Consider the following 25,115-nt stretch of genomic DNA (forward strand, 5'->3'; position numbering starts at 1 on the left):
GGTTGTCAGGTCTAGAACAAGGGAAGGGGCCTCCCACACACCGCCCACCGGGAGGCCACCCGTGCACCTCAGGACCAGGACAGCGACCAGGGCTGCCACCAGGACAGCCGCCAAGGCCGCAACCGCCCTGCTCACCACCGCCCTCGCCGCAGCGCTCCTCGGCGCCGCCCCCGCCTGGAGCGTGCCGGGCACCGACCAGCCCCGGCAGCCGGTGGAGGTCTTCGCCGAGGACGGCGGCATCTCCCGCACCACGGCGCCGACCACCTCCCCCTACGTCGCCGCCCCGACCCCCGGCCTGACCACACCGAGCGACGGCGACGGCGAGGTCACCCCGCTGGTCCACAACGGCGACACCGCCACCAAGCTGGACGTGGTGGTGATCGGCGACGGCTACACGGCCCAGGAGCAGGAGAAGTTCCGCGCCGATGCCGCCGAGAAGTGGCGCGAGATCACCGCCGTCGAGCCGTACGCCACCTACCGCGGCCTGTTCAACGTCTGGGCGGTGTCCGCCGTCTCGCCCGAGTCCGGCGTCACCGGCGATCCGGACCGGGCGACGGTCCGGCACACCGCGCTCGGCTCGTACTTCTGGTGCGACGGCGTGGAACGGCTGCTCTGCGTGGACGACAAGGCGGTCGACCGCTACGCCGCGAAGGCCCCGCAGGCGGACCTGGTGATCGTGGTGGCCAACAGCGCCAAGTACGGCGGCGCGGGCTACAACGACATCAAGTCCCCGCTGGGCTACGAGGGCATCGCCACCGTGGCGGGCGGCAACGCCAAGTCCGGGCAGATCGCGGTGCACGAGACCGGGCATTCGCTGGGCAAGCTGGCCGACGAGTACGCGTACGACGGCCAGGGGACGTACCAGGGCGAGGAGCCCCCGGAGGCCAACCTCAGCACGCTGACCGCCGACCGGATGCGTGACCAGGGCGTCAAGTGGTCCCGCTGGCTCGGCCAGGCCTCGCCGGACGGCGGGACGGTCGGGACGTACGAGGGCGGCGGCTACTACCTGACGGGGCTCTACCGGCCGACCGAGAACTCGATCATGCGCTCGCTCGGGCGCGAGTTCAACCTGCCCGGACGGGAGGCGATGATCGCCGGCTTCTACCGCCACGCCACCCCGCTGACCAGCCCGACCTCCACCGACACCTGGCTCACCGCCGCCGACCGCCTGACCGTCGACCTGCCGGTGCCCGGCACCCAGCTGCGCTGGTTCCTGGACGGGCGCGAGCAGCCGCAGCTGCGCGGCCGTACGACGCTCGACCTCGGGCTCCTGCATCTGACCGGCCCGCGCTCGCGGCCCCACCTGCTCACCGCCGTCGCCACCGACCCGACCCCGGCGGTGGCGGACCCGGCGCTGCGGGCGGGGCTGACCGGCAGCCTGTCCTGGCTCGTCAGCCGATAGACACAGGAGCCCAAGGGGCGCAGGAGGCCGAGTTCGACGCCAACGCCCCTCCACCGCACGGCAGCTGACGCATCAACACGGTGAAAGGAACCGGGCCCGGCGGCGGAGTGCTGCCGGGTCCGGGCCGCCTACGTCGTCGGCCGGCGCTGCTCCGGCCCCTTCGGCGGCCGACGGCGCAGCGGCGCCAGTTCCCGCTCCAGCGTCCGGACGTCCCATGCTATCCGGGCCGCGATCTCCCTCGGCTCGGTCTCGCTCGGCAGTCGGCGGGACCAGGAGCGGGGCTTGGCCGGACCGTCCTGGACCATGTGGAAGTTGAGCCGCACCACCCCTGCGACGTCGACGAGGCTCACCAGGATCCGGGTGTCGGCGAGGTCGAGGGTGACCTCGTTCCCGATGCACGAACAGGCCACCAGGCCCTCGATGCCCTCCTCCGCCAGGTACCTGGCCAGCGGAACCGCTTTACCCCGGATGAGAAACGGACGTGCCACCGGACGACCCACCGGACCCGCCTCCTCCCACCGCACGCGTGCGGCCCCGGCCGCGGCGCAAGCGCACCGCAACTGACCGGGCCCGCCCATGCTCCACCACGCCGGCGTCGAGCGCCAAGTCCGTTTCCCATCCGGTGACTTGGGCTTGAGCACCCACCCGGCGCACCGGCGCACGCCCGGGCGCATCCGGCATCCTGGGGGCGTCCGGAACTGAGTACTGCACCCAAGCCTCCGACATACCAGCCTGCCCAGGGCAACCACGGGGAGTTGTTTTGAACTCGTTCAAAACAATCACGGGGGGGGCTCAGAATGGCCGAACAACCGTTGACTGGTCGAGCCGGCCGACCCTGGCCGGTCGTCGTGCTCGCCGGGGCCACCTGGCTTCCGTGCTGGGCGGTGCTCCGTGACGACACCACCGGAGTGGGCCTCACCGTCTGGGGCCTCCTCATCGCGCTGACCCTGGCACCCTGTGCATCCGCGACGGTCGAGCGTTCCGCCGGGCCTGCCAGATCATCGCCGCCCTGCTGCTCTCCATCGAGTTCCTGGTCTCGATCCCCACCATGCTCTTGGCCCTGCCGTACCTCCTGGTCCTCTGCCCGGCCGGATGGGTGCTGCTGCTCGCGGTATGGAACACGGGTCCCGTCACTCGGACGATCATCGGCATTGCCCTGGCCGTCATCCCGTTCAGCGTGGGCTTCGCCACCCTCTGACCCCGCCCGAGCGGCGCCGCCGCCGACCCCGGGGCATCATGACGGAGGAACGCCGCCGTTCACCGAGCGTGACCAGGCCACGCGACGGCGGCCGGCCAGCGAAGGAGGTCCGCCATGGCCGATCCCGCGAAGTCGTCCCACCGCGCACGACAGCCGGCACCCGGCGTCATCGCCACCGATGTGCCCGCCCGGCTGGACCGGTTGCCCTGGTCGCGCTGGCACTGGCGGATCGTGATCGGCCTCGGCACGGTGTGGATCCTGGACGGCCTGGAGGTGACGATCGTCGGCAACATGGCCGGCCGGCTCGCCCAAAGCGGCAGCGGCATCGCCATCACCACCGCCCAGGTCACCACCGTCGCCGCCGCCGTCTACGTGGCGGGAGCCTGCACCGGAGCGCTGTTCTTCGGCTGGCTGACCGACCGGCTGGGCCGCAAGAAGCTGTTCATGGTCACCCTCGCCGTCTACCTGGCGGCCACCGCCGTCACCGCCCTGTCCTGGACGGCCTGGTTCTTCTTCCTCTGCCGCTTCGTCACCGGCTTCGGCATCGGCGGCGAGTACGCGGCGATCAACTCGGCGATCGACGAGCTGATCCCGGCCCGGGTGCGCGGCCGGGTCGACCTGATCATCAACGGCAGCTTCTGGGTGGGCGCCGCGATCGGCGCCTTCGCCACGATCGCCCTGCTCGACACCGCACTGTTCGCGACGGACGTGGGCTGGCGACTCGCCTTCGGCACCGGCGTGGTACTGGGCCTGGTGATCCTGCTGGTGCGCCGGCACGTCCCGGAGAGCCCGCGCTGGCTGTTTACCCACGGGCGGGCGCCGGAGGCGGAGCAGGTGGTGATCGAGGCGGAACAGGCCGTCGAGCGCGAGAGCGGACGGCCGCTGCCGGCGGCCACCGGCGAGCCGATCCTGATCCGCGAGCGCGTACCGCTGGGCTTCGACACGATCGTCCACACGGTGATCGCCCGCTACCCGCGCCACACCGCGCTCGGCCTGGCGCTCTTCGCCGGCCAGGCCTTCCTCTACAATTCCGTGACCTTCGGCTACGCCACCATCCTGACCACGTACTTCTCCGTGCCGGAGGGCCACACCGGCTACTACTTCGCGGTGATCGCGGTCGGCAACTTCCTCGGCCCGCTGCTGCTCGGCCGCCTCTTCGACACGGTCGGCCGAAAGCCGATGATCGCCGGAACGTACGTCGGCTCCGGCGTCCTGCTGTTCGCCACCGCCGCCCTCTTCCAGCACGGCGTGCTCTCCGCCGCCACCATGACGGCCTGCTGGACGGCCGTGCTGTTCCTGGCCTCCGCCGGGGCCAGCGCGGCCTATCTGACGGTCAGCGAGATCTTCCCGCTGGAGGCCAGGGCGATGTCCATCGCCTTCTTCTACACCGTGGGCACGGCGGTCGGCGGCATCAGCGGCCCGCTGCTGTTCAACGGGCTGGTCAGCAGCGGCAAGGTCTCCGACACCGTGCTCGCCTTCTGCATCGGCGCCGCGCTGATGACGGCCGCGGGCCTGGTCGAGGCGGCCATCGGCGTACGGGCGGAGCGGCGCAGCCTGGAGTCGCTGGCTGCGCCGCTGAGCGCCGTCACCCCACCCGAACGGACGTAGGGCGTGTCGCACGGATCTTCGCCGGGTCCGCCGGGACCCGCAGGGCGCGTCTAGCGCAGCACGCCGCGCACGGCCTCCGGGTCACTGGGCGCGAGCGGACCGGTCGGTGCGGTCGTCAGCGACTTGGCCGTGGCCGGCGGCGGGGTGACGTACACCGGGGTCGGATCGGACTCGGGCGCGCAGGTCTTGGCGATCCGTCCCTTGCCCTGGGGCAGGCTGCCGTCGCGCAGGTAGGCGGTGAAGGTGTCGTCCAGGCAGGCGTTGCCGTGGAAGAGGATCTCGTGGAAGCTGCCGCCGTTCTGGACGACCAGCTTGGAGCCGGGCAGCGCGTCGTGCATGGCGAGGCCGCCCTCGTACGGGGTGGCGGCGTCCTCGGTGGCCTGGAAGAGCAGGACGGGGGGCAGGCCCTTGCCGGTGATCTTCAGTCGGCCCGCCGGGTTGCCCTGGTAGGGCCAGAACATGCAGGCGGCGTTGTACCACATGTTGTTATAGGTGTAGAAGGGCGCGACCGCGTTGACCTTGGCCTGGTCCTTCTTCCAGAACTCCCAGTCGCGCGGCCAGGCGTTCTCGGTGCACTGGGCCGCGTTGTAGGCGGGGAAGGTGCCGTCGTCGGCGCCGGGGGCGGCGTACTTGTTGTAGGCGATGGTCAGCGGCCGGGTGTCGTGCTGGGTGAGGTAGGCGGAGAGCACGGTGGCCATCCGGGGCCAGCGCAGGAAGTTGTAGCCGCCGCCGTAGAAGGTGTCCTCGAATTCGGCCGGGCCGATCTTCCCGGGCGCCGGGGCGGCGTCGGCCGGGGTCTTCCGCAGCGCGTCCTCGACCTGGTCGTAGGCCTTCTTCACGGCCTCGGCGTCGGTGCCCAGGTGGTAGACGGAGTCGGCCTTGGCGGTCCAGGCCGCGAACGCGTCGAAGCGGCGCTGGTGTTCCTTGTCCTGCAGGATGTTGTGGTCGTACCAGCTGATGGTCGGGCCGACGATGCTGTCCAGCACCATCCGCCGCACGTGGGAGGGGAAGAGCTGGCCGTAGGTGGAGCCCAGCGAGGTGCCCCAGGAGCCGCCGTAGAAGTTGATCTTCGGCACGCCGAGCGCCCGACGGATGCTGTCCATGTCACGGGCGTTGTCGACGGTGGTCATGTGCGGCAGCAGCCAGGACCAGTCGGCCGCGCAGTCGGCGGCATAGCCCGCCGCCTTCTTCAGCCAGGCCTTCGAAGTCCCCTGGCTCAGCTGGTAGTCGGGGCGCTCGGCGTCGAAGTAGTGGGCGTCGCAGACGACATGAGGGTCGCTACCGTTGGTGCCGCGCGGGTCGAAGCCGATCCAGTCATAGGTGGAGGCGACATCGGCGGGGATCTGCCCGGAGATGTAGGCCGGCATCCAGAGGCCGGAGTCGCCGGGGCCACCGGGGTTGAGCAGGATCGGGCCCTGCTGCTTCTCCTTGGGGGCGGTGGCGGGGAGGCGGTTCAGCTTGATCTTGATCTTGCGCCCGCGCGGGTCCGCGTAGTCCACCGGCACATCGAGCATCGCGCACTGGAGTGCGGGCGTGGCGGCGTCGTTGCAGGAACTCCAGACGAGCTTCCCCTGTCCGGTGTCCACGAGCTCGGCGGCGTCCGGCCCGGAGGCGGCGGAGGCGGAGGTCCCGCCGAGGGTGGCGACGGCCGCGGCGGCCGCGAGAAGGGCGATGGCTTTTCTCATGATGAGCATGATGTGACATGTGCAATGGCACATCCAGGGGTCGAACCGGACTTTACTAAGCTTTGACCCTCCGTCGGGATCCAACCATCCGTCACCCCCGCCGTCCGGCGCCGGAGCAGGCATGCGGCGAAAGCGTTCCGCCGCCACACCTGACGTACATCCTGCGACTGCGCCGCCGGATCATCCGGGCTCGGCTCCGCGCCCGCTCGGTTAGGCTGCCGCATGGCCCGTTTCACCCTGACCCGCCGCTCCCCGCTCCCACCCGCCGACGCCTGGGCACGGCTCACCGCCTGGCCCCGGCACGGCGACCGAGTTCCGCTCACCCGGGTCGGCGTGGTGCGCGGCACCGGCCGGGCGGTGGGAGACGTGATCCTGGCGCGAACGGGCGTCGGGCCGGTGCGGTTCGACGACCCGATGGAGATCACGGCGCTGTGCGAACCCGAACTGTGCCGCCTGGAGAAGCGGGGCCGGGTCGTCCGGGGCCACGCCGAACTGCGAGTCCGCGCGGTGGGTGCGGGCAGCGAGGCGGCCTGGGTCGAGGAGCTGCGGATCGCCGGCCTCCCCCGGCTGTTCGACCCGGTGGTGGCGTTCGCCGGGCGGGTGGTCTTCGGCCGGGTGCTGGACCACCTCCTGACCGCGCCCACGGATTGAGGGCCCGCCCGATCGGGTAAGGCCGGCGCACGTGGCGGCGCCGGCCCCCTCGGCCGTGATCCGGTCCTGATCGACCAGCCGGCCCGCTGCCCGCGGGGCGATCTCCGGCGCCGAGCCCTCCCCCGTCGCCGCCCCCACGCTTCCGGCCCGGCCGCGCCCCGGGCGGCCGCCACCGGCGAAGCCGTACCGGCCCCGCGACGGGCCCCGGCCCGCGCTACCGCCCGCGCAGCCGGCGCACCAGGTCGCGGGCGGCCCGCGGCCAGTCCGGGTGCTCGAAGGCGAACCCCGCGTCGAGCAGCCTGGTCGGCACGACGCGACGGCTCTTCAGCAGCAGCTCGGTCTCCGAGCGCAGCGCGAAGGCACCGAGCTCGGCCATCCAGCGCGTGGCGGGCAGGGCCAGCGGCATGCCCCAGGCCGTCCGCAGGTCACGCATGAACTCGCGCTGGGGCAGCGGGTCCGGGGCGGCGAGGTTGACCGGGCCGGTGAGGTCGTCCCGGGCGACCAGGAACTCGACGGCGCGGACGAAGTCCCGCTCGTGGATCCAGGACACGTACTGCGCGCCGCCCGCGATCGGGCCACCGGCACCGAGTCGGGCCAGCCAGGAGAGCGAGTCGAAGGCCCCGCCGCGCTCGGGCCCGAGGACGACGGCGGTGCGCAGCGCGAGGCGGCGGGTGTGCGGGGTGTCGGCCTCAGCCTGGGCACGCTCCCAGGCGCGAGCGATGTCGATGCTGTACCCCCAGGAGGCCGGGGCGCCGGGCTCGCCGCCGCCGATCCGCCCGCCGAGCTCGTCGTTGGGCGCGTCGTAGCGGTGGGCGTACACGGTGGCGGTGCTCATCTGCAGCCAGACGGCGGGCGGGCGGCGGGCGGCGGCGATCGCCTGGCCGACGGCCCGGGTGGAGAGCACCCGGGAGTCCATCATGGCCCGCCGGTTCTGCTCCGTGTAGCGGCAGTTGACGCTGCGCCCGGCCAGGTTGACCACCACGTCGCTGCCGTCCACCTCCGCCGCCCAGGCCCCGAGGCTCCGCCCGTCCCACCCGACCCGGCGGGGCCCGGCGGGCCTGCGGCTGAGGACGACGACCTGGTGTCCGGCCGCCGTCAGGCTGCGGTCGAGCAGGCTCCCGAGCGCGCCGGAGCCGCCGGGAATAACAATCTTCATGGGTTCCCCCTCATTTCCGGCTTCGAGCGTAGCGCGCTAATTGAACGCGTTCAAATCCATCTCGCGGGGCAGCCGCCAGCCGTCGACGGCGGACACCGTCGCGCCGAGGATCTCGCCCCGGGCATTCTGGCCAACAAGGCCTGACAGACCGTTTTCGGTCAGATGTGGCGATCGTTCGATCCGGATCTATCGGGTACCTGATCACCGCCGCTAGGGTGCGGCGCGTCCCCGCTGTTACGCCCTCCCGCGCCGCTCCGACGGCGGGGAGACGACCGATCGGAACGGTGTCGCCGTGACCAGGACCCTCCGCCAGCTGATGACCCGCGCCGGAAGGGCGGCCGCGACGGTCGCCGTGCTCGCGGCCGCCCTCACCGGCACGACGGCCGGCACCGCCTCGGCGGCCGGCGGCTGGAGCTGCTCCGGGGCACCCGTCCCGAACGGCTACGTCATCACCATGTACAACCCCGGCGGCTGCAACAACCACGGCGCATGGTTCCAGCAGTCCGCCCAGAACCGCCTGTGGACCTGCTCCGGCTCGCCGATCGTCTCCGGCTACGTGCTGACGAACTACGACTCCCGGGGCTGCAGCGGCGTCGGCGCCTGGTTCCACGAGCTGGTCCGCAACGGCATCTGGACCTGCCCGTACTCGCCCATCCCGGCCGGCTACCGCAGCACCACCTACGACGCCCGCGGCTGTGCGGGCCTCGGCGCCTGGCTCACCGTCAAGGCCTGAGAAGCGGGCCCGCCGACGGAGGCGGCCCCGTGGTCGTCCCCCGTGCGGCCACCGACGGCGAGCTCGTGGCGCTCGGCCCTCGCACCGGCGGGGCGCATCCCGGGCGCCCCGTGGAGACGCCCAGTAGCCGGTCGCGGAAGGCGAAGTAGTGGGCGTGGCCGGCCTCGGTGGTGCTGGTCATGGTGGCTGACTCCCGGGAAAGGGCATGGGTCAACACAAGTTGACGACAGTGAGTGAGTGATCGATTCCGCAGTGCAGTGTCCCGTCCGACCTGGTGATGATCACGTCCGAAGCGGGAGCACTGCACGATGACCGTGGAACCAGCCGCCCTGGCCCCGCCGAACACCATCGCCTCCTCGGGGGTCGCGGCCCGCCCGTTCGACGCGCTCGGCAAGACCTACGAGGACACATACGCCCACCTCCCCGAACAACTGGCCGCCATCGACTGGCTGTTGGCCCGCCTGCCGGAAGGCGCGCGGGTGCTGGACATCGGCTCCGGCACGGGCCGGCCCACGGCGGAGCGGATCGCGACGGCCGGCCACCGGGTCACCGGCTGGGACGTGTCGCAGACCATGGTCGACCTGGCCCGCACCCAAGTGCCCGGTGCCCGCTTCGAGCTGGCCGACGTGCGGGCCATGCCCGAGGCGCCCGGCAGCTGGGAGGCGATCACCGCCTTCTTCCCGCTGCTGCAGATGCCCCGCACCGATCTGGATGCCACCCTGGCGAAGGTCGCCCGCTGGCTGGCCCCCGGCGGCCTGTTCGCCTTCGCGACCGTGCCCTTCGACGCCGAGGACGAGGAACTCCAGTGGATGGGTCACACCATCCGCTGCACCAGCTACCCGGCGCAGACCTACCGGAAGCTGCTGGAGGGAGCCGGACTGGTCGTCGTGCACGAGCAACTCAGCGTCTTCCAGCCGGACTTCCCCGGCATGGGCGAGGAGGAACACCTGTTCATCCGAGCGGTCAAGCCCGGCGGCCCGCCGGCCCCGGCACACGCGCTCGCCGGCCCGTACCCGCTGCCTGCCTCCTACCGGGGCCCGCACGAACTGAGCGAGACGGGCTGGCTGGGCATGGAGGCGCGGTTCGAGCGCCACGACGTGGCCCTGGTCGCCGACACGCTCGCCGGCAACCGCGAGGTGCTGGACGTCGGCGGCGGGACCGGCGCCGTGGTCCGGGAGATCGCCGACCGGCTCGGCCGGGTCACCACCGTCGAACCGCACCCCGCCCGCGAGGCCGCCATGCATCCCCTGGCCGAGCAGGGCGTCCGGGTCCTGCCCGGACGGGCCGAGCAACTCCCCTTCCCCGACGCCGAGTTCGACGCGGCCCTGGCGACCTGGGTGCTGCACTACTGCGACGACCCGGACGCGGCGGTCGCGGAACTGGCCCGCATGGTGGACCGTACGGGCCCCGAGGCCAAGGTCGTGCTCGTCCAGGGTGCCCCGGACAACGAGCTCATCTCGCTCTGGAACACCACCTGCGCCGAGCTGCTCGGCGAACCCCGGGACCACCAGGGCTACCTGCTCAGCCGCGCCGCCCGCATCCTCGCCGAACAGGGCTTCGCCGACATCTCCTTCACCCGGGCCCGGGTCGACGTCGTCTTCCCCGAGCCGGGTGCCGAGGCCAAGGCGGAAGCCGCCGCCCAGGTGCTGGCCGAATTCTGGAACACCGGCCACCCCCGGCTCGCCGACCTGCGCCACGCCCTTCTCCCGGCGCTGCGCGCCCACTTCGCCACCGGCACCGACCGGTTCAACGACGATGCCGTCATGCTGGTCGCCCGACCCCGGACGGCGGCCGCCCCCATCCCGTCGGCCGGCTGACCGGACGACCCCGAGACCATGGCCCTCACCCAACCCACCGCCCGCGCCGACCACGGCGCGGGCCGGTGCCCCCAAGGCGGCGCGCACTGCCCGGCCACCCACCCCGGCGCGATCCTCACCCACTCCGCCGGCACCCCGGACGCCCGCTACACCCACCTGCGCGAGCACCACCCGGTCTTCCATGACCCGGAGTTCGACCTGTGGGTGCTCTCCCGGCACCAGGACATCGACACCGTCCTGCGCGACGCCACCGGCACCTACTCCACCGCCCTCAGCTACACCCCCATCCGACCGCTCGGCACCACAGCGGACGCCGCCCTGGCCGCCGGCGGCGCCGTCCCCGTGCTGTCCTCCACCGACCCGCCCGAGCACACCCGCTTCCGGCAGGCCATGACCGCCACCTTCCCGACCACCGACCGCGCCGTCCGAGCCCCGGACACCGACCGCGCCATGGCCGAGGAAACCGCTGCAGTCGCAGCCACGTTCGCCGCCGACCCCGGCCGCACCGGCGACCTGCTCACCGGCTACGCCCAACCCGCGGTCATGGCCGCCTTCGGTCGGCTCGCCGGCGTCCCGCGAGCGGGGCACCGGGCGGTCGTCGCGCAGGCCGCCGCCCTCACCGACCTGGTCTGGGGCCGCCCAGACCCGGACCGCCAACTCCAGGCCGCCCACGCGCTGGCCGGACTGTGGACGTACTGCGCCGACCTCGTCGCCCGGCGGCAGCACCTCCCGTGCGGCGGCGACCTCCTCGACGCCTGGACCGCCCACACCGGAGCCGACGGCGAACGGATGTCCCCCGCAGAGGTCGCCTCCACCCTCATGGAGCAGCTCATCGTGGTCGGCGAACTCCTCCCGCGCGCCGTGGTGACGACGGTGGCCGGGCTCCGCGCCGCCGGACCCTGGCCACCGCCGCAGGACGGCGTCGTCTCCGAGGCGGTCGAGACGACGTTCCGGTACCACTCACCGCTGGTGGGATGGCTGCGCAGCACCACCCGCGAGGTCGAACTCGCCGGCACCACCGTGCCGGCTGGCGCCCGACTGCTGCTCCTGCTCGCCTCCGCACACCGCGACCCCGACAGGGCCCCGAACGCGCCCTCGCTCTCCTTCGGCGCGGGCATCCACTACTGCCCCGGCGCCGCCTACACCCGCAGGCTCGTCCACCATGCCGTCACCGCACTCGCCACCGCCTGCCCCGCCCTCACCCTGACCGACCCCGCCGACACCGACCCCACTCGGTGGAACTCCAACACCGGCGTCGGAGGCCCCACCCACCTGACGGTCTCCTGGTGACCGGTCCGCGCGGCGCACGGACGACCGCCGCGCTCGGACCGCCGCCGGGCCTGCGTGAACGGATCGGCCGCCGCGACCCTGGGCCGGTCCTCGACCAGCCACCCCGTGCCGTCCAAGGGGTTCCGGACACCGTCCCGCTCGGCGGCTCCGCCCGCGAGCTGCGCGGCGCAATCGGCCGAGCGCCGGGGGCGTCCGGGGTCAGAGTTTGAACATCGCGGTGTACGGGTGGGTGATGCGTTCCTGCCGTGACCCGAAGTCGACGAGTACCGCGACATCGCCGTCACCTTCGACGCCGATGACCCGACCGAGGCCGTACCCGTCATGGGTGACCCGGTCGCCGACGGCGAAGTGCTTGGGCGGTGCCTCCGCCCGGGGCTTGAAGGGACTGGTGGGCAGGGGGCGGCGACCTGCTGAAGATTTCGTCATCCCAACCAGTATGCGCTTGGAAGCGCGGGCGCGGGCCATTCCAGTGCATGCGAGTTCGAATCGAGCCGGAATGCCGCGCCCGCCGTCCAGTGCGCCCCCTGAATGGCGCCGGTGGGCGGCGTGGTTCGCCGCCTCCGCGGGGCTGTCACCGCGAGGGCAGGCGTTCCGCACCGCGGGAATCGCCCTCCCTTGGGAGCCGTCGGCCCCGACGGGGTGCGGCCACATGCTCAAGGGGCTTGCTCTCCATACGTGTTCACGGTCCTCTCGGCTCGGGACCGGCCGCCCCAGGGAGGGCTCCCACAGAACCGGGGGTGAAACATCCCACCGCGGCGGGCCGTGGCCTGCTACAGTCGTCTCAGTTGCAGTAGTGGTTCCCATGAACTTTGTGTGCGCCTGCTGATGTATTGCGGGCGCATTTTTGTTTTCCCGGCTCTTCCCCGGGTGGGCGCTCCATGCGGTGACTCGAAGCCCGCGCTGTGCGTGCTTTGGACAGTCCCTTGAAGGAGATTTTTAATGGCTAATGGCACTGTGAAGTGGTTCAACTCGGAAAAGGGCTTCGGCTTCATCGAGCAGGAGGGTGGCGGCCCCGACGTCTTCGCCCACTACTCGAACATCAACGCCAACGGCTTCCGTGAGCTGCTCGAGGGCCAGAAGGTCGAGTTCGACGTCACGCAGGGCCAGAAGGGCCCGCAGGCCGAGAACATTCGCCCGCTGTAGTTCTTCTGCCATGGCATCCGCCTAGCAGCGAGGGGCCCGCACCGCGCACAAGTGCCCGGTGCGGGCCCCTCGGTCATCGCGCCACGGCGCGTCCTCCCGGCCGTTCAGGCCCCTGGCTCCGCCACTGGCGGCCATCCCCACGCGAGACGCACAGCGCCGCGTCCGGATCGGCGCCCTGCCGTGACAGCTCACGGTTCGAGGTTCTTCGCTCCCGCCCTCCGCGGTGAGCGCCGACCGTAGGTGACGTGCCGCACGGTTTCACCGTCCACGCTCCGCCCGTCACACTTTTCGGCCCGTTCCCTTGCGGTCTCCGTCCGGCGCCCCGTGCCACGGAGCCTTCCTCGTGACGTGCCGCCCCGAGGAAGGTTTTCCGCATGGCCCGCTCCAGCCGCTCCTCCTACCACGACGCCGACTTCCGCTCCGCGGCCGGCTCCCGCTCCGGTGGCGGCTCCTTCTACGGCGACCGGCCTGCCGGAGGCCGACGCCCCTCCGGCCGGAGTGCCCCTCGGGGCGCCTCCGCGCAGGGCGAGTTCGCGATGCCGGTGAGCACCACCCCGGCACTGCCGGGCGTCGAGTCCTTCGACGAGCTGGACATGCCGAAGGCGCTGCTGTCGGTGCTGACCCGGCAGGGCGTCACCGCGCCGTTCCCGATCCAGGCCGCAACGCTGCCGAACTCGCTGGCCGGCCGCGATCTCCTCGGACGGGGCCGGACCGGCTCCGGCAAGACCATCGCGTTCGGCCTCGCCGTGCTGGCCCGCACCGCCGGGCAGAGGGCCGAGCCGCGTCACCCGCTGGCCGTGGTGCTGGTCCCCACCCGCGAGCTCGCGCAGCAGGTCACCGAGGCCCTCACCCCCTACGCCCGCGCCGTACACCTGCGGATGGCGACCGTGGTGGGCGGGACGTCGATGAGTCGCCAGGCATGGCTGCTGAACCGCGGGGCGGAGGTCGTGGTGGCCACGCCGGGCCGGCTCAAGGACCTGATCCAGCGCGGTGACTGCCGGCTGGACCGGGTCGGCATCACGGTGCTCGACGAGGCCGACCAGATGGCCGACATGGGCTTCCTGCCGCAGGTCACCGAGCTCCTCGACCAGGTCGCCGAAGGCGGCCAGACCATGCTGTTCTCCGCCACCCTGGACCGCAACGTCGACCGCCTGGTGCGGCGCTTCCTCAAGGACCCGGTCACCCACTCGGTGGACCCGTCCGCGGGAGCGGTCAGCACCATGGAACACCACGTGCTGCACGTGCAGAACTTCGACAAGAACGCCACGATCGCCCACATCGCGTCCCGCGACGGCAGGGTGATCATGTTCATCGACACCAAGCACGGCGCGGACCGCCTGGTGGAGGACCTCCTCGCGAACGGGGTGAAGGCCGCGGCCTTGCACGGCGGCAAGTCCCAGCCGCAGCGCACCCGCACCCTGGAGCAGTTCCGCACCGGTCAGGTGACCGCGTTGATCGCGACCAACGTCGCCGCCCGGGGCATCCACGTCGACGGCCTCGACCTGGTCGTCAACCTCGACCCGCCGAGCGACCACAAGGACTACCTCCACCGCGGCGGGCGCACCGCCCGCGCCGGCGAGTCCGGAACCGTCGTCACCCTGGTGCTGCCCAACCAGCGCCGCGCGATGGCCCGCATGATGACCACGGCCGCCATCACCCCCGTCACCACCCGCGTCAGCGCCGGCGACGACGACCTGGCCCGTATCACCGGCGCCCGCGTGCCCACCGGCATTCCCACCGTGATCCCCGACCCCGTCGTCGAGCGGCCGCGCCGCGGCCCGTCCACGAGTCGCGACCGCCGCGGCCGCCCCGCCCACGCCGCCGGCGACACCCGGGCCGCCCCCGGCCGCGACGACCAGGGCTCCTCCGGCCGCCGCCGAACGCCCAGGCGCGCCGCCCGCGTCGCGTAGCACCGTCGGGCCCGTCACGCTGGCCGGGCCCGGCCCAAGCCCGGAGGCCGGCCGCGCACCGTACGCTCCATCCGCGCCCTGGTCCGGCACGGGGCCGCCCTCGTATCCCGGGTGCGGGAGCACCCACAGGCCCGGCAGGTGCCGGGCCAGCAGGCCGTACTCTCCGGGGGGGTGAGCCGAAGGCGGGGAAACAGACGATCACCGGGGCTTCGCCGTCGCTGAGTCTCCGTGGGGCGGCGGACGGAAGCGTCGCCGCCGACGGCAGCACCCACGACGCTGAGACGAGCAGGTGCATGGCCTCCCGAGGCCGGCCCAGCTCACACAGCTTGCGATAGAGGAAGGCGAGCGACCCCGGGGGCGGCGGCGGGCGCAGCTGCTCGGCCAGGGCCCTGGGCGTGGCGGATTCGAACACCACCGTGGCGGGGAGGCGCAGCCCGGTCCGTCCCTCCAGCCGGTTGCGCAGCTCGATCGAGGTCAGCGAGTCGAAACCGGGGTCGAGCATCGGGGTGTCCGGATGCACGTCCGGGTAGCTCAGCACAGCGGCGACCTCCGCGCATCGATACGTCTCAGCCTCACTCCCACGCCTCGTCTCGAAGTGAACACCGTAAAAAACAGATGGTCGCTCAGCCGTCCCGGCCTCAGCCGGGACGGGCGGACGGAAGGGGTCCGCCCATGCGGATGGTCATTGATCTGAGCCGGTGTCAGGGATACGCGCAGTGCGTGTTCCTGGCCCCTGAGGACTTCACCTTGACCGACGAGGAGGCGCTTTCCTACGAGCCGAACCCCGATGACGAGCGGCGTGTGAAGGTGCAGCGAGCCGTCGCGGCCTGCCCGGTGCAGGCGATCGTGATCGACTACCTGGACGATCTGACCGACACGGACCGGCGTGCGGCGTCATGAGCGTGGAGACCGCGGTCGGCCAGTTGGTGCGCGAGTTCAGAGCCAACGGCCGGATCGTCATCGTCGGTGCCTCCCTGACGGGACTGCGGGCCGCCGAAGCCCTGCGCCGAAACGGCTTCACCGGGTCGCTGACCATCATCGGGGACGAGGACTGCGGGTCGTACGACCGTCCCCCGCTGTCCAAGCAGGTGTTCAAAGGCCCTCCGAAACCCTTCAGCGTCGTGGTGGCCATTCTCAGTCCGAGCGCGGGACCGCAGGTGAACAGGCCGGACTGTGCGACGTCGAGCGTGTGAAGGTGCGGCGGTAGGCGGTGGGGGTGGTGTCCAGTGCGCGCCGGAAGTGCAGCCGCAGGTTGGCTGCCGTGCCCAGCCCGCAGTCCCGCGCCACCTGATCCACCGAGCACTCCGTGGTTTCCAGCATTTCCCGCGCCCTGCCGAGCCGGGCGTTGAGCACCCACTGCAACGGGGTCGTGCCCGTCTCCTCGGTGAACCGGCGCATGAAGGTGCGCTGCGAGAGGCCCGCGTGCCGGGCAAGCACGCGCAGCGTGAGCGGCTCGCCGAGCCGTTGCAGGGCCCATCCCCGGGTACCGGAGAGCGACGCCTCACCGGCCACCGCGACGGGAGCCGGCACGTACTGGGCCTGCCCACCGTCTCGGTGCGGGGCGGCGACCAGAGCGCGGGCGATCTGGTTGGCCACCTCCGCGCCCAGGTCACGGCGCACGATGTGCAGGCACAGGTCGATGCCGCAGCACACCCCGGCCGAGGTGAGCACGTCGCCCTCGTCGACGTAGAGCACGTCGCGGTCGACCGTGACGGCCGGGAAGCCCCGCTCGAACTCGTCGATGTGTTTCCAGTGGGTCGTGGCATGCAGCCCGTCCAGTACGCCCGCCGCGGCCAGCGCGAAGGCGCCCGTGCAGATCGACACCACACGCTTGCCCCGGTCGCGGGCTTCGGCCAGTGCGTCGAGCACGGCGTCCGGCAACGGGAGGGTCGGTTCGAATCCCGGCACGATCACGGTGTCGGCGGCACGCACCTGCTCCAGGCCCCCGTCAGCGACCAGGGCGAAACCCGCGCTGGTGGCCACCTTCGCGTCCAGCGCGCACAGGGTCATCTCGTAGGGGGTTTCCGGCCGGGTGGTGAAGATCTGCGCCGGGATCGCCAGGTCGAGCGGGGTGACCCCGTCCAGCGCCAGAACCGCGACTCGATGCACTGCCATGGCAAGATTCTATCGAAGTATGGAAATTTTGCCTCTCACCAGGTCAGGGGGGTCACGGCCAGGCTGAAGACATGACCGGACCTACCCACGAGGCGACCGCCGACCTGATCACGCTGCCCGGCACACCGCTTGCCGACGCCGTCGTGAACCTCATCCGGCCAGTGGAAACGCCGTCCGTCTTCAACCACAGCATCCGCAGTTACCTGTTCGCCCGACTGGTGGCCGGCCGCCTCGGCCTGGCCGCCGGCCGCGACTACCACGACGACCTGTTGTTCGCCGCGTGCGCGATGCACGACCTCGGCGTGGCGTCGGACGGCCCGCACAGCCAGCGGTTCGAGGTCGAAGGCGCCGACCGGGCCGCCTCGTTCCTGACCGACCGCGGAGTACCCGCAGCCGACGCCGACCAGGTCTGGCAGGCCATCGCCCTGCACACCTCCCCGGGCATCGCGGAACGCCGCGGCACGCTGTGCGTGCTCGTCCGCGAGGGCGTCGCCCTCGACTTCGGCGGCCCAGTGGGCGCCAACCACGTCGACGCCGTCACCGACGAGCAGGCCGACGCCCTGCACGCCGCCTATCCACGGCTGGACATGATCCGCTCACTCACCGACGCGATCGTCGCGCAGGCCGCGAAAGACCCGAAGAACGCACCCCGGTACACGGTCCCCGGCGAACTCCTCCGCGAACGCGAGACCTTCGGCCGGACCCGGCTGGAGCACACCTGTCGTTCGTCCCGCTGGGGCAACTGACTCCACGGAGCCTACGGCCCCGTCAACAAGGAAAGGGAAGCACCGCAATGACCGTCCACACCGTCGAGGTCCCCGAGGACAACGCAGTCTTCGGGCAAACCACCAGCGCCTTCGAAAGCTTCGGCTATTCCGCTGCGGTCCGCGCGCACGGCCTCTTGTTCATCGCCGGAACGATCGGTCGCCGCGCCGACGGAACCATCCCGGACACCATCGAAGAGCAGACCGAGATCGCCCTTCGGAAGATCGAAGAGATCCTTCGTCTGGAGAACCTCGACACGTCCGCCCTCGTCGACGTCACCAGCTACCACGTCGACATCCGCCAGCACCTGCCCGGCTTCATCGAGGTCAAACAGCGCCTCGTCGAAGCCCCCTACCCGACCTGGACGATCATCGGGGTCAGCGGCCTCGCCAGCCCGGGACTCCTCGTCGAGATCCGCGCGACCGCCGACGCGTCCCGGTAGACCGCCGCTCCTGGGCCCGCTCCCGGGCCCAGGAGCCCGCCACGACGGACGTGAGGTTCGTTACTCCGCAGGGCGACCGACACGAACGCCGCCGCCTGCTCCTCGTAGGACGCGGAGTCGGCCAGCTCACGCAGGCTCTGAGCGGTCACATGTGCATAGGTGGGGTTGTGACGGACATCCGCGTAGTCCAGGAACACCCGCCGGACCCTGCCACAAGAACACCGTTGATCGCATCGCGAACCGCCGCTTCCGTCACGCGGATTGGGCTCGACTCCTCGTGTCGATTCGCACCACAACAGGACGGCTGCGCCCGCACGGCGCGGCCCGGCTCGCGCCCGTGGTCCGTGGTCCGTTCGGAGGAGTTTTCTCCGGCCCAAGGTGCAGCGGCGGCCTGCGGAGGTACAGCACTCCGGCGGGTTCTCCGGGCTGGATCGGAACCACCGGCTGTCCGAGCCGGTCGCGGATCGGCCGCAGCGCCTGCGACGACGTCGCCCGTCCGTAGCGCTGTCACCGAAGAAGCGGAGACCTGATGAGGCTCGTCGTTGATCTCAACCGATGCGAGGGGTACGCGCAGTGCGCGTTCCTCGCTCCGGACGTGTTCACCATGCACGGTGACGAGGCTTTGATGTACGACCCCATGCCCGACGACGCGCTGTGCGAGCACGTGCTGCGGGCGGCGGAGGCGTGTCCGGTCAGGCCGATCACCGTGGAGGGCCTGAACGGCGCGCCGATCATGGCGGAGGCAGGTGTCTCCCGTGTCGGTTGACGGTTTCCTGGAGCGGCTGCGGCGGGAGGGGCACATCGTCGTCGTCGGTGCCTCTCTGGCGGGCCTGCGGGCCGCCGAGACGCTCCGCGCGAAGGGTTTCACCGGCACCCTGACCATGATCGGTGACGAGCCCCACGAGCCGTACGACCGGCCGCCGCTGTCCAAGCAAGTGCTGCTGGGCCGGGTGCCCGCCGACCACACCTTGCTGCCCCGGCGCCGGGAGCTGGACGCGCAGTGGCGACTCGGGACCGCGGCCATCGCGCTGGACGTGGCTGCCAAGCGGGTGCATCTGGCGGACGGCGACTCGGTGGACTACGACCGGCTACTGATCACCACCGGCGTCCGTGCCCGTCCCTGGGTGCACGAGCTGGAAGCCGAGCTGAACGGGGTCTTCGTTCTGCGCACCAGCGACGACGCCGCCCAACTGCACCGGCGCCTGAGCGCCGGGCCGCGCCGGGTGCTGGTGATCGGTGCGGCCGCACGAGCATCCGGGACAGGACCATCGGGGCCAGCAGAAGGTACTGGATCAGCCCGATCGCCCAGCACACCGAGGCGAACTCGGGCAGGAAGCCATGGGCCGCAGGCGTCAACCGGTCGAGCCCGACGGCTGCGACGGCACCGACTGGGTGGCGACCACCCAGAGGAACCAGGTGCCGTTCACCTGGTCCAGTGAGGGACGGCGTCGGGCGGCTGCGACCAGCGCGAGCGGGATTCCGTAGCCCAGCAGCAGCCAGCCCGGTACTCCGACTGTCAGCAGCACGGCAGCCGCCACCCGATGCCCAACCCGACCTGGCGCACGCCGGTGGCTGCAGCTGACCGGACCAGTACCGCGTGCGCGGTGGTCCGGGCTCATGAACCCCACCCTGGGGTGCGGTGGCGACCTCGCACACGGAGCGCACCCGTACGGTAGTGGCGAAGCGCCAGTGCCCGAGGCGCGCCCACCACGATGAAAACCGTGACGCTCGGCAGCAGCTGAAACAGCGAGCTGACCCGGAACACCGCCACGTGCTCCCAGGGGGCGTCCTCATGTGCGAGCCGCGCGAACATCGCCCGGGGCGTGCCCCCTCGCTGACGGCGAACGCGAATCGGCTACGGGCTTGCACGTAGGCCCGGGCCGGCCGCGCCACGAACGCCGCCGCGGTGCCGGCGACCGCGTCGAGGTCGGCGACGACCTCGAATTCGTGATGCACGGCAGTCAGCCCTTCTTTTCGGCGTGTCCGCCGAACTCGGAGCGCATCGCCGAGAGGATCTTGTCGGTGAACTCCCCGGCCTGCCTGGACTCGAAGCGCTCGTAGAGCGAGGTGGTGATGACCGGTGCCGGGACGCCTTCGTCCACCGCGGCGAGGACGGTCCAGCGGCCTTCCCCGGAGTCGGAGACCCGCCCGGCGAACGCCTCAAGAGAGGGCGACTTGGCAAAGGCGTCGGCTATCAGGTCGACCAGCCACGAGCCGACGACCGAGCCGCGCCGCCAGACCTCGGCCACCTCGGCGACGTCGATGTCGTACTGGTAGGCCCACGGATCGCGCAGCGGCGTCGTCTCCGCGTCGACCTCCTGCCGGCTTTTGCCGGCGTTCGCGCGTTTGATGATGCCGAGGCCCTCGGCGATCGCGGCCATCATCCCGTACTCGACCCCGTTGTGGACCATCTTCACGAAGTGCCCGGCGCCGTTCGGTCCGCAGTGCAGGTACCCGAGCGGGGCGGTGCCGTCGGTCCGGGTCCGGCTCGGCGTCGGCTCGGCGCTGCCCTTGCCAGGAGCGATCGTCTTGAAGATCGGGTCGAGATGGGCCACGATCTCGTCCTCGCCGCCGATCATCAGGCAGTAGCCGCGCTCCAGCCCCCAGACCCCACCACTGGTCCCGCAGTCGACATGGTGCAGCGACTTGTCGGCAAGACGCTTGGCGCGCATGATGTCGTCGCGGTAGTAGGAATTGCCGCCGTCGATGACGATGTCGCCGGGCTCCAGCAACGGCTCGAGCTGGTCGAGGATGGAGTCGACGATCGCAGCCGGAACCATGAGCCACAGCGCCCGTGGCTTGTTCAGTTTCGCAACGAGATCCTGAAGTGACTCTGCGCCCGTCGCACCCTCGCCGGCCAGTTCGGCGACGGCGGCCGCGTTGACGTCGGACACCACGCAACGGTGGCCGTCTCGCATCAGTCGACGTACCAGGTTCGCCCCCATCCGGCCGAGCCCGATCATCCCGAGCTGCATGGGCTTGTCTGTCGTCATGTGGTGCCTCCTACGTTCTTGAGCGTGCGGTAGTGCCGGATCAGCGCGTTCGTGGACGAGACGGGGCCGAACTCAGGCTCGGTCGCGAGCACCCGGCCGCTGGACTCACGGCTGGCGATGCCTTCGGGGTCGGCCGGGAAGGTCGGCAGCGCCGACTCACAGCCCTCCGGCAGGTCACGCCGCTGGATACGCTCCAGCTCGTCGGCGAGCTCGGGATGGATGGTTCGGTAGGCCTCGATTCGAGCCTCCCGGCTCGTCCGGGCTTCGCGACCGCGCGCGCCGACCCCTGCGGCGAAGTGCTCGTAGACGCCGTCGGGAACGAACAAGTCCTTGTCTTCCGGCATCCCGAGGAATCGCTTGGTCGACTTGACGCCCTCCACGCCGAACGGCGCACCGTGCGTACACGACCGGGGCGATTCCCATCGGTGTCCCCGGATGGCCGGAGTCGGCCGCCTGGATGGCATCCATGCACAGAGCGCGGATCGTGTTCACGGAAGGCGTTTCCAGGTCATGGTTGCTCAAGGCGAGCCTCCGTGAAGGTACTGCCCCTGCGCTCATATCGAGCGCGGCAGACTAGGGTTGAGCTTCCCGGGGGGCGAAGAGCGCCGCGCCGACAATGCCCGCATCGTTCAACAGTTGCGCCGGCACGATCTCGGTCCTGAGCTCGATGTACGGCAGGAACCTGTCGGCCTTCTTGCTGACGCCGCCGCCAATGACAATAAGGTCGGGCCACAGCAGCCGCTGGAGGAGCTCGAGATACTTCTGCAGACGGTGCGCCCATTCCTTCCAGGACAGGTCGTCGTGCTCGCGCACCGACTCCGCGGCCCAGTTCTCGGCATCCCCGTGGTGCAGCGGCAGGTGCCCCAGCTCACTGTTGGGCACCAGGAACCCGTCGGAGAAGACGGCGCTGCCGATACCGGTGCCGAGCGTGACCATCACGACGACGCCCTTGCGTCCCTTGCCGGCGCCGAAGCGCATCTCGGCGATCCCGGCCGCGTCGGCGTCGTTCACCACCCTCACGTCGCGGCCGGTCGCTCGTGCGAAGAGCCGGGCCGCGTCCGTCTCCATCCAGGCCGGATCGATATTGGCCGTCGTCTGGACTTTGCCGCCCCGGATGACGGCCGGGAGCGTCAGGCCGACCGGTCCTGGGACGCCGATCTGGGAGAGCACCTGCACGACCACGGCTGCGACTGCTTCCGGGGTCGCCGGATGCGGGGTCGAGATCCGGACCCGCTCACCGATGAGGCTGCCGAGCTCAAGGTCGACCGGCGCTCCCTTGATACCGGTCCCGCCGATGTCGACCCCCAGTACGTGGGCCGTCTTGTCCAGATTTTCCTGCACCACTGCCTGCTCCCCTCAGGGGCTGGCCCAAAATGTGTTGCGTGAATTTTGGACGTCGGACCCCGTAGGGCTTCGCCAATTATGATCCAGCCTATGTGCGTTCGAGGGTGCTGTCACGTTGACGGGGGTGCGATCGTTTGATGGGTCGCGGGAGTGTGGCGGGCTCTCCGGGTCGGCTCTGGGTCAGGCTACGGTGGGCAGGCCGGTGCTGCGGGTGATGTGATCCCGGATGGTGAAGCGGAGGGTTGTCTCAAAGCGGTGCTGAGCTGCGGTCAGAAGGTGGAAGGAGAGGTTCCAGCCACCTGACGCTCCGCTCAAGTCGCCTACACGACAGGTAATTTCATGACACCGCCTCCACTGAAACCCCACATGCCAGACTGGCCGACGCCCTGCGAGGGGTGCGAGGAAATCACCACGTCGCCCCGGGCCGGAAGAGGACCCGGCGGCCGGCGTCCACGCGCGTGAGAGGGGAACAGTGGCACCTCAGGAATCCCTGCTCAAGACCTATGGGGACCGCTCCTACCGGCACGTGACCATGGCCCGTCACCAGGGCACCACCATCGCGTTCGCGATGGACTCCACCCGTCGGATCGTCTACTCCGTGCTGGACATGTCCGGCCAGCACGCCAAGGGCGACATCGACACGGCGTACTGGAGCGGGAACCCGGCCGAGCCGGCCTTCCCCCGGGAGATCGCGGAGGTCGGGTTCGCCGTCGTCGGGGCGACGGCGATGCCGACCGTGAAGCGCGGCGGCGCCGAGGCGGGCGCCGACGAGCGCCCGCTGCCCGGCGAGATCGACCCGTACCTGTCCACGACGGCCCGGCTGACGGCCGACGCGCCCTTCCACGTGATCTCCGACGGCACGTACGTGGTGGTCCTGCGCCAGTCCGTCGGCGAGACGGACCCCGGCGCGGTGTACAAGCTGACCGGCGGCGGCTGTTCGAGGGACGCCTCCCGCGGCGACTACGTCCTCAGCGGCGCCAAGAAGGTGCCGCTGGTGCGCGACACCCGCTGTGCGACCGGTTCATGCTCGTCGACGGGAAGCTCAAGCCCGTCCTGGAGGTGCGGTTCAAGCGCAGCAGACACACCACCCGCCCCGAGTCGACCAAGGACAACCTGGGCACCGAGGACATGGAGGGCCGCCCGTTCTACGAGCCGACCCAGGAGCTGTCCTTCGTCCGGAACCTGACCCGCGGCCGGTTCGCCGCCGTGCTCGTGCCCACCGCGGTCAGCAACGTGCAGCGCTGGCAGCTGTTCGCCCACAACGACGCCACCGGGCGGGTCGACTCCTTCAACGTCGAGCAGGGCGCCCAGGGCCTGTTCAACGCCCCTCGGCTCCCGCTTCTACACCAGCCCCGACGCGAGCTACCGCGACTCGGTGTTCGAGCGCAGCCCGGGCACCTGCCCGTTCACCGGGCGCGAACTGGTGCCGGTGACGAGCACCGAGGGGTACGCGGAGACGGCGCTGCGCCTGACCGGCACCGACCCGTACGTCGACCTGGGCGATCCGGCGGCGCTGCGGTTCGCCGGCAAGCCTTACTCGATCGAGGCGTGGGTCAAGCCGGCCTCCGCCGCCGGCCCGGTGCTCGGCCGCAGCGGGGAGTACCGGTTCGGCGTCAGCGCGAACGGCGCGGTGACCTTCAGCCACAGCGGGTCGCCGACGGTGGTCGTCTCCACCGAGACCGTCCCGACCGACACCTACACCCACATCGCCGCCACCTTCGACGGCACGACCGCGAAGCTGTGCGTCAACGGCCAGGAGGCCGGCAGCGGTGCGCTGCCGTTCACCCCGGCCGCCGGCGTGCACACCCTGGCCGGCTCGAACGGCGCGGGCGACCACTTCGACGGCGACCTCGACGAGCTCCGGATCTGGAACCGGGCGCGGTCCCGGACCGAGCTCACCGAGGACATGAACCACCGGCTGATCGGCAACGAGCCGGGCCTGGTCGCCGACTACCGGTTCGACGAGGGCGCGGGCACCACCGCCTACGACCAGACGGACAACGCCCTGCACGGCAAGCTCCCCGGCGACGGGCAGTGGACCGGCTCGGACGCCCCGGTCGGCGACCACCCCGGGGTGCGGCGCGACAACTTCACCCTCAAGGGACGCACGGTCGAGTCCGGCATGTCGGCCGTGCTCTACCACCAGCAGGAGAACGTCGTCGCCGGGTGCCGCGCCGACCCCAAGCCCGCCAAGCGGCAGGCCCGGGTGATGCTGGCGTTCGCCGCCAAGGACGGCCAGGACCCGTACCTGGCGACCCTGGACTTCGCCGTGGCCGCTCCGGCCGGCTGGCCCAGGCGCCGGACGTGCTGGACCCGGCGGTGCTCAAGCGGCCGGCGAAGGGGCAGGACTCGGAGCGGATCAGCGCCCTGCAGCAGACGATCAAGCCGACGGTACGACAGCGACATGATCGACGCCGAGTGGGCGGTGGTGCGGGATGACGGCGAGAGCCTCGCCGTTGCGGAGCCTGCAGCCGCTCATGAGCTTGGCGACGAGGTTGAGGGTCTCGTCACCGGCCTCGCGTATGCCCCGGACCTGGACAGGGGACGGGATGACCGCGCGCTTCGGGGCGTACTGGAGCGGGGTGCCTCCGTCGAGCGGGTTCTCCGGGTAGAGGCCGAGGCGGTGGGCGTCGAGCAGGATCGACTTCTGCTTGTCGAAAGCGTTGGACTGGGTGGCCAGGCCGACGCCGTTGCGCTCCATGGTCCGGATGAAGCCGTCGACGACCTTGTGGCCGAAGGTGGCCATCCGCCGACTGCGGAACGCCGGGCAGAGGTGCTGTTCCAGCAGGGAGTCGAGGTGCCTCCCCGGACCGGACGCCCTGGGGGCACGTGGCGGGAGCAACCTTGAGGAACGCCCGCTGCC

The 25,115-nt window shown here is 71.3% G+C and carries 23 protein-coding genes and 4 pseudogenes; 17 read left to right on the forward strand and 10 right to left on the reverse strand.

The window, feature by feature from the left end; translation table 11 throughout:
* The first annotated feature begins 61 nt into the window (after positions 1–61).
* On the forward strand, positions 62–1,402 hold the full coding sequence (locus ACIRYZ_RS24215; RefSeq protein WP_402947465.1) for a M64 family metallopeptidase: 1,341 nt from the start codon (positions 62–64) through the stop codon (positions 1,400–1,402).
* Positions 1,403–1,530: 128 nt separating this feature from the next.
* Here ACIRYZ_RS24215 and ACIRYZ_RS24220 read toward each other — a convergent pair whose 3' ends face one another.
* On the reverse strand, positions 1,531–1,890 hold the full coding sequence (locus ACIRYZ_RS24220; RefSeq protein WP_402947468.1) for a hypothetical protein: 360 nt from the start codon (positions 1,888–1,890) through the stop codon (positions 1,531–1,533).
* A 560-nt stretch (positions 1,891–2,450) separates the two neighbouring features.
* Here ACIRYZ_RS24220 and ACIRYZ_RS24225 point away from each other — a divergent pair.
* The gene (locus tag ACIRYZ_RS24225) at positions 2,451–2,600 is read left to right on the forward strand and encodes a hypothetical protein (protein ID WP_402947471.1); all 150 of its coding nucleotides are present in this window, start codon (positions 2,451–2,453) and stop codon (positions 2,598–2,600) included.
* 114 nt (positions 2,601–2,714) lie between these two features.
* Positions 2,715–4,208 (forward strand): MFS transporter, encoded by a 1,494-nt coding sequence (locus ACIRYZ_RS24230; RefSeq protein ID WP_402947473.1) that lies wholly within the window; start codon positions 2,715–2,717, stop codon positions 4,206–4,208.
* Positions 4,209–4,258: 50 nt separating this feature from the next.
* Here ACIRYZ_RS24230 and ACIRYZ_RS24235 read toward each other — a convergent pair whose 3' ends face one another.
* On the reverse strand, positions 4,259–5,893 hold the full coding sequence (locus ACIRYZ_RS24235) for an alpha/beta hydrolase (protein ID WP_402947476.1): 1,635 nt from the start codon (positions 5,891–5,893) through the stop codon (positions 4,259–4,261).
* A 222-nt stretch (positions 5,894–6,115) separates the two neighbouring features.
* On the opposite strand from ACIRYZ_RS24235, the gene ACIRYZ_RS24240 reads away from it, so the two are divergent.
* Positions 6,116–6,544, forward strand: a complete 429-nt coding sequence (locus ACIRYZ_RS24240; protein ID WP_402947478.1) for an SRPBCC family protein — start codon at positions 6,116–6,118, stop codon at positions 6,542–6,544.
* A 214-nt stretch (positions 6,545–6,758) separates the two neighbouring features.
* Here ACIRYZ_RS24240 and ACIRYZ_RS24245 read toward each other — a convergent pair whose 3' ends face one another.
* Entirely contained in the window at positions 6,759–7,700 is a 942-nt protein-coding gene (locus ACIRYZ_RS24245; protein WP_402947481.1) for a TIGR01777 family oxidoreductase, read from the reverse strand.
* Between the two features lie 292 nt (positions 7,701–7,992).
* On the opposite strand from ACIRYZ_RS24245, the gene ACIRYZ_RS24250 reads away from it, so the two are divergent.
* The 3 genes from ACIRYZ_RS24250 (at position 7,993) to ACIRYZ_RS24260 (ending at position 11,540) form a co-directional block, all read left to right on the forward strand.
* Entirely contained in the window at positions 7,993–8,433 is a 441-nt protein-coding gene (locus tag ACIRYZ_RS24250) for a hypothetical protein (RefSeq protein WP_402947484.1), read from the forward strand.
* Between the two features lie 308 nt (positions 8,434–8,741).
* Positions 8,742–10,250 (forward strand): class I SAM-dependent methyltransferase, encoded by a 1,509-nt coding sequence (locus ACIRYZ_RS24255; protein WP_402947487.1) that lies wholly within the window; start codon positions 8,742–8,744, stop codon positions 10,248–10,250.
* A gap of 18 nt (positions 10,251–10,268) precedes the next feature.
* On the forward strand, positions 10,269–11,540 hold the full coding sequence (locus ACIRYZ_RS24260; protein WP_402947490.1) for a hypothetical protein: 1,272 nt from the start codon (positions 10,269–10,271) through the stop codon (positions 11,538–11,540).
* A 198-nt stretch (positions 11,541–11,738) separates the two neighbouring features.
* Here the strand turns inward: ACIRYZ_RS24260 and ACIRYZ_RS24265 are convergent, their stop codons facing one another.
* A complete protein-coding gene (locus tag ACIRYZ_RS24265) occupies positions 11,739–11,966 on the reverse strand; it encodes a hypothetical protein (protein ID WP_402947493.1) in 228 nt (75 codons plus the stop codon).
* A gap of 513 nt (positions 11,967–12,479) precedes the next feature.
* Between ACIRYZ_RS24265 and ACIRYZ_RS24270 the strand changes: the two genes are divergently transcribed.
* Together ACIRYZ_RS24270 and ACIRYZ_RS24275 are read left to right on the forward strand one after the other, a co-directional pair.
* Positions 12,480–12,683 carry a cold-shock protein gene (locus ACIRYZ_RS24270; RefSeq protein ID WP_045694210.1) on the forward strand — a complete coding sequence of 68 codons (204 nt, stop codon included), beginning with the start codon at positions 12,480–12,482 and terminating at the stop codon, positions 12,681–12,683.
* Between the two features lie 374 nt (positions 12,684–13,057).
* Positions 13,058–14,593, forward strand: coding sequence for a DEAD/DEAH box helicase (locus ACIRYZ_RS24275; protein ID WP_402947494.1), 1,536 nt, complete (start codon positions 13,058–13,060; stop codon positions 14,591–14,593).
* Between the two features lie 385 nt (positions 14,594–14,978).
* Here ACIRYZ_RS24275 and ACIRYZ_RS24280 read toward each other — a convergent pair.
* Positions 14,979–15,134 (reverse strand): annotated as a pseudogene (locus ACIRYZ_RS24280) (acyl carrier protein); the annotation flags it as partial.
* Between the two features lie 131 nt (positions 15,135–15,265).
* Here ACIRYZ_RS24280 and ACIRYZ_RS24285 point away from each other — a divergent pair.
* Entirely contained in the window at positions 15,266–15,493 is a 228-nt protein-coding gene (locus ACIRYZ_RS24285) for a ferredoxin (RefSeq protein ID WP_402947497.1), read from the forward strand.
* Positions 15,490–15,693 (forward strand): annotated as a pseudogene (locus ACIRYZ_RS24290) (FAD-dependent oxidoreductase); the annotation flags it as partial. The gene ACIRYZ_RS24285 and the pseudogene ACIRYZ_RS24290, both read left to right, overlap by 4 nt.
* Positions 15,694–15,727: 34 nt before the next feature.
* Here ACIRYZ_RS24290 and ACIRYZ_RS24295 read toward each other — a convergent pair.
* A complete protein-coding gene (locus tag ACIRYZ_RS24295) occupies positions 15,728–16,708 on the reverse strand; it encodes a GlxA family transcriptional regulator (RefSeq protein ID WP_402947499.1) in 981 nt (326 codons plus the stop codon).
* Positions 16,709–16,779: 71 nt separating this feature from the next.
* Here ACIRYZ_RS24295 and ACIRYZ_RS24300 point away from each other — a divergent pair, with 71 nt between their 5' ends.
* From ACIRYZ_RS24300 to ACIRYZ_RS24315, 4 genes and pseudogenes are all read left to right on the forward strand, one after another.
* Positions 16,780–17,454: an HD domain-containing protein gene (locus tag ACIRYZ_RS24300; protein WP_402947501.1), complete on the forward strand. Its 675-nt coding sequence runs from the start codon at positions 16,780–16,782 to the stop codon at positions 17,452–17,454.
* A 47-nt stretch (positions 17,455–17,501) separates the two neighbouring features.
* Positions 17,502–17,915, forward strand: coding sequence for a RidA family protein (locus ACIRYZ_RS24305; RefSeq protein ID WP_402947504.1), 414 nt, complete (start codon positions 17,502–17,504; stop codon positions 17,913–17,915).
* A gap of 529 nt (positions 17,916–18,444) precedes the next feature.
* Positions 18,445–18,681 carry a ferredoxin gene (locus tag ACIRYZ_RS24310; protein WP_402947506.1) on the forward strand — a complete coding sequence of 79 codons (237 nt, stop codon included), beginning with the start codon at positions 18,445–18,447 and terminating at the stop codon, positions 18,679–18,681.
* Positions 18,671–19,171 (forward strand): annotated as a pseudogene (locus ACIRYZ_RS24315) (FAD-dependent oxidoreductase); the annotation flags it as partial. The gene ACIRYZ_RS24310 and the pseudogene ACIRYZ_RS24315, both read left to right, overlap by 11 nt.
* A gap of 705 nt (positions 19,172–19,876) precedes the next feature.
* On the opposite strand, the gene gnd reads toward ACIRYZ_RS24315, so the two are convergent.
* The 4 genes and pseudogenes from gnd to ppgK form a co-directional block, all read right to left on the reverse strand.
* Complete coding sequence (gene gnd, locus ACIRYZ_RS24320; RefSeq protein WP_402947509.1) at positions 19,877–20,908, reverse strand: phosphogluconate dehydrogenase (NAD(+)-dependent, decarboxylating); 1,032 nt, start codon at positions 20,906–20,908, stop codon at positions 19,877–19,879.
* Positions 20,905–21,288, reverse strand: coding sequence for a hypothetical protein (locus ACIRYZ_RS24325; protein WP_402947511.1), 384 nt, complete (start codon positions 21,286–21,288; stop codon positions 20,905–20,907). Before ACIRYZ_RS24325 ends, gnd begins: the two co-directional genes overlap by 4 nt.
* 64 nt (positions 21,289–21,352) lie before the next feature.
* Positions 21,353–21,466: pseudogene (locus ACIRYZ_RS24330) on the reverse strand (hypothetical protein); the annotation flags it as partial.
* A 15-nt stretch (positions 21,467–21,481) separates the two neighbouring features.
* Positions 21,482–22,252: a polyphosphate--glucose phosphotransferase gene (gene ppgK / locus ACIRYZ_RS24335; protein WP_402947513.1), complete on the reverse strand. Its 771-nt coding sequence runs from the start codon at positions 22,250–22,252 to the stop codon at positions 21,482–21,484.
* A gap of 472 nt (positions 22,253–22,724) precedes the next feature.
* Here ppgK and ACIRYZ_RS24340 point away from each other — a divergent pair, with 472 nt between their 5' ends.
* A complete protein-coding gene (locus ACIRYZ_RS24340; RefSeq protein WP_402947515.1) occupies positions 22,725–23,438 on the forward strand; it encodes a hypothetical protein in 714 nt (237 codons plus the stop codon).
* 189 nt (positions 23,439–23,627) lie between these two features.
* Entirely contained in the window at positions 23,628–25,100 is a 1,473-nt protein-coding gene (locus ACIRYZ_RS24345) for a LamG domain-containing protein (protein ID WP_402947518.1), read from the forward strand.
* Positions 25,101–25,115: the final 15 nt, after the last annotated feature.

This window comes from Kitasatospora sp. NPDC101155 (assembly GCF_044768305.1).
Classification (GTDB): Bacteria; Actinomycetota; Actinomycetes; order Streptomycetales; family Streptomycetaceae; genus Kitasatospora.

Excerpts from the sequence above, each read along its gene's own strand:
- ACIRYZ_RS24270 (WP_045694210.1), top strand. The coding sequence starts at position 12,480 with ATGGCTAATGGCACTGTGAAGTGGTTCAACTCGGAAAAGGGCTTCGGC.
- ACIRYZ_RS24300 (WP_402947501.1), top strand. The coding sequence starts at position 16,780 with ATGACCGGACCTACCCACGAGGCGACCGCCGACCTGATCACGCTGCCC.
- ACIRYZ_RS24265 (WP_402947493.1), bottom strand. The coding sequence starts at position 11,966 with ATGACGAAATCTTCAGCAGGTCGCCGCCCCCTGCCCACCAGTCCCTTC.
- ACIRYZ_RS24240 (WP_402947478.1), top strand. The coding sequence starts at position 6,116 with ATGGCCCGTTTCACCCTGACCCGCCGCTCCCCGCTCCCACCCGCCGAC.
- ACIRYZ_RS24275 (WP_402947494.1), top strand. The coding sequence starts at position 13,058 with ATGGCCCGCTCCAGCCGCTCCTCCTACCACGACGCCGACTTCCGCTCC.
- gnd (WP_402947509.1), bottom strand. The coding sequence starts at position 20,908 with ATGACGACAGACAAGCCCATGCAGCTCGGGATGATCGGGCTCGGCCGG.
- ACIRYZ_RS24260 (WP_402947490.1), top strand. The coding sequence starts at position 10,269 with ATGGCCCTCACCCAACCCACCGCCCGCGCCGACCACGGCGCGGGCCGG.
- ACIRYZ_RS24235 (WP_402947476.1), bottom strand. The coding sequence starts at position 5,893 with ATGAGAAAAGCCATCGCCCTTCTCGCGGCCGCCGCGGCCGTCGCCACC.
- ACIRYZ_RS24230 (WP_402947473.1), top strand. The coding sequence starts at position 2,715 with ATGGCCGATCCCGCGAAGTCGTCCCACCGCGCACGACAGCCGGCACCC.
- ACIRYZ_RS24245 (WP_402947481.1), bottom strand. The coding sequence starts at position 7,700 with ATGAAGATTGTTATTCCCGGCGGCTCCGGCGCGCTCGGGAGCCTGCTC.
- ACIRYZ_RS24255 (WP_402947487.1), top strand. The coding sequence starts at position 8,742 with ATGACCGTGGAACCAGCCGCCCTGGCCCCGCCGAACACCATCGCCTCC.
- ACIRYZ_RS24310 (WP_402947506.1), top strand. The coding sequence starts at position 18,445 with ATGAGGCTCGTCGTTGATCTCAACCGATGCGAGGGGTACGCGCAGTGC.
- ACIRYZ_RS24225 (WP_402947471.1), top strand. The coding sequence starts at position 2,451 with ATGCTCTTGGCCCTGCCGTACCTCCTGGTCCTCTGCCCGGCCGGATGG.
- ACIRYZ_RS24305 (WP_402947504.1), top strand. The coding sequence starts at position 17,502 with ATGACCGTCCACACCGTCGAGGTCCCCGAGGACAACGCAGTCTTCGGG.
- ACIRYZ_RS24295 (WP_402947499.1), bottom strand. The coding sequence starts at position 16,708 with ATGGCAGTGCATCGAGTCGCGGTTCTGGCGCTGGACGGGGTCACCCCG.
- ACIRYZ_RS24285 (WP_402947497.1), top strand. The coding sequence starts at position 15,266 with ATGCGGATGGTCATTGATCTGAGCCGGTGTCAGGGATACGCGCAGTGC.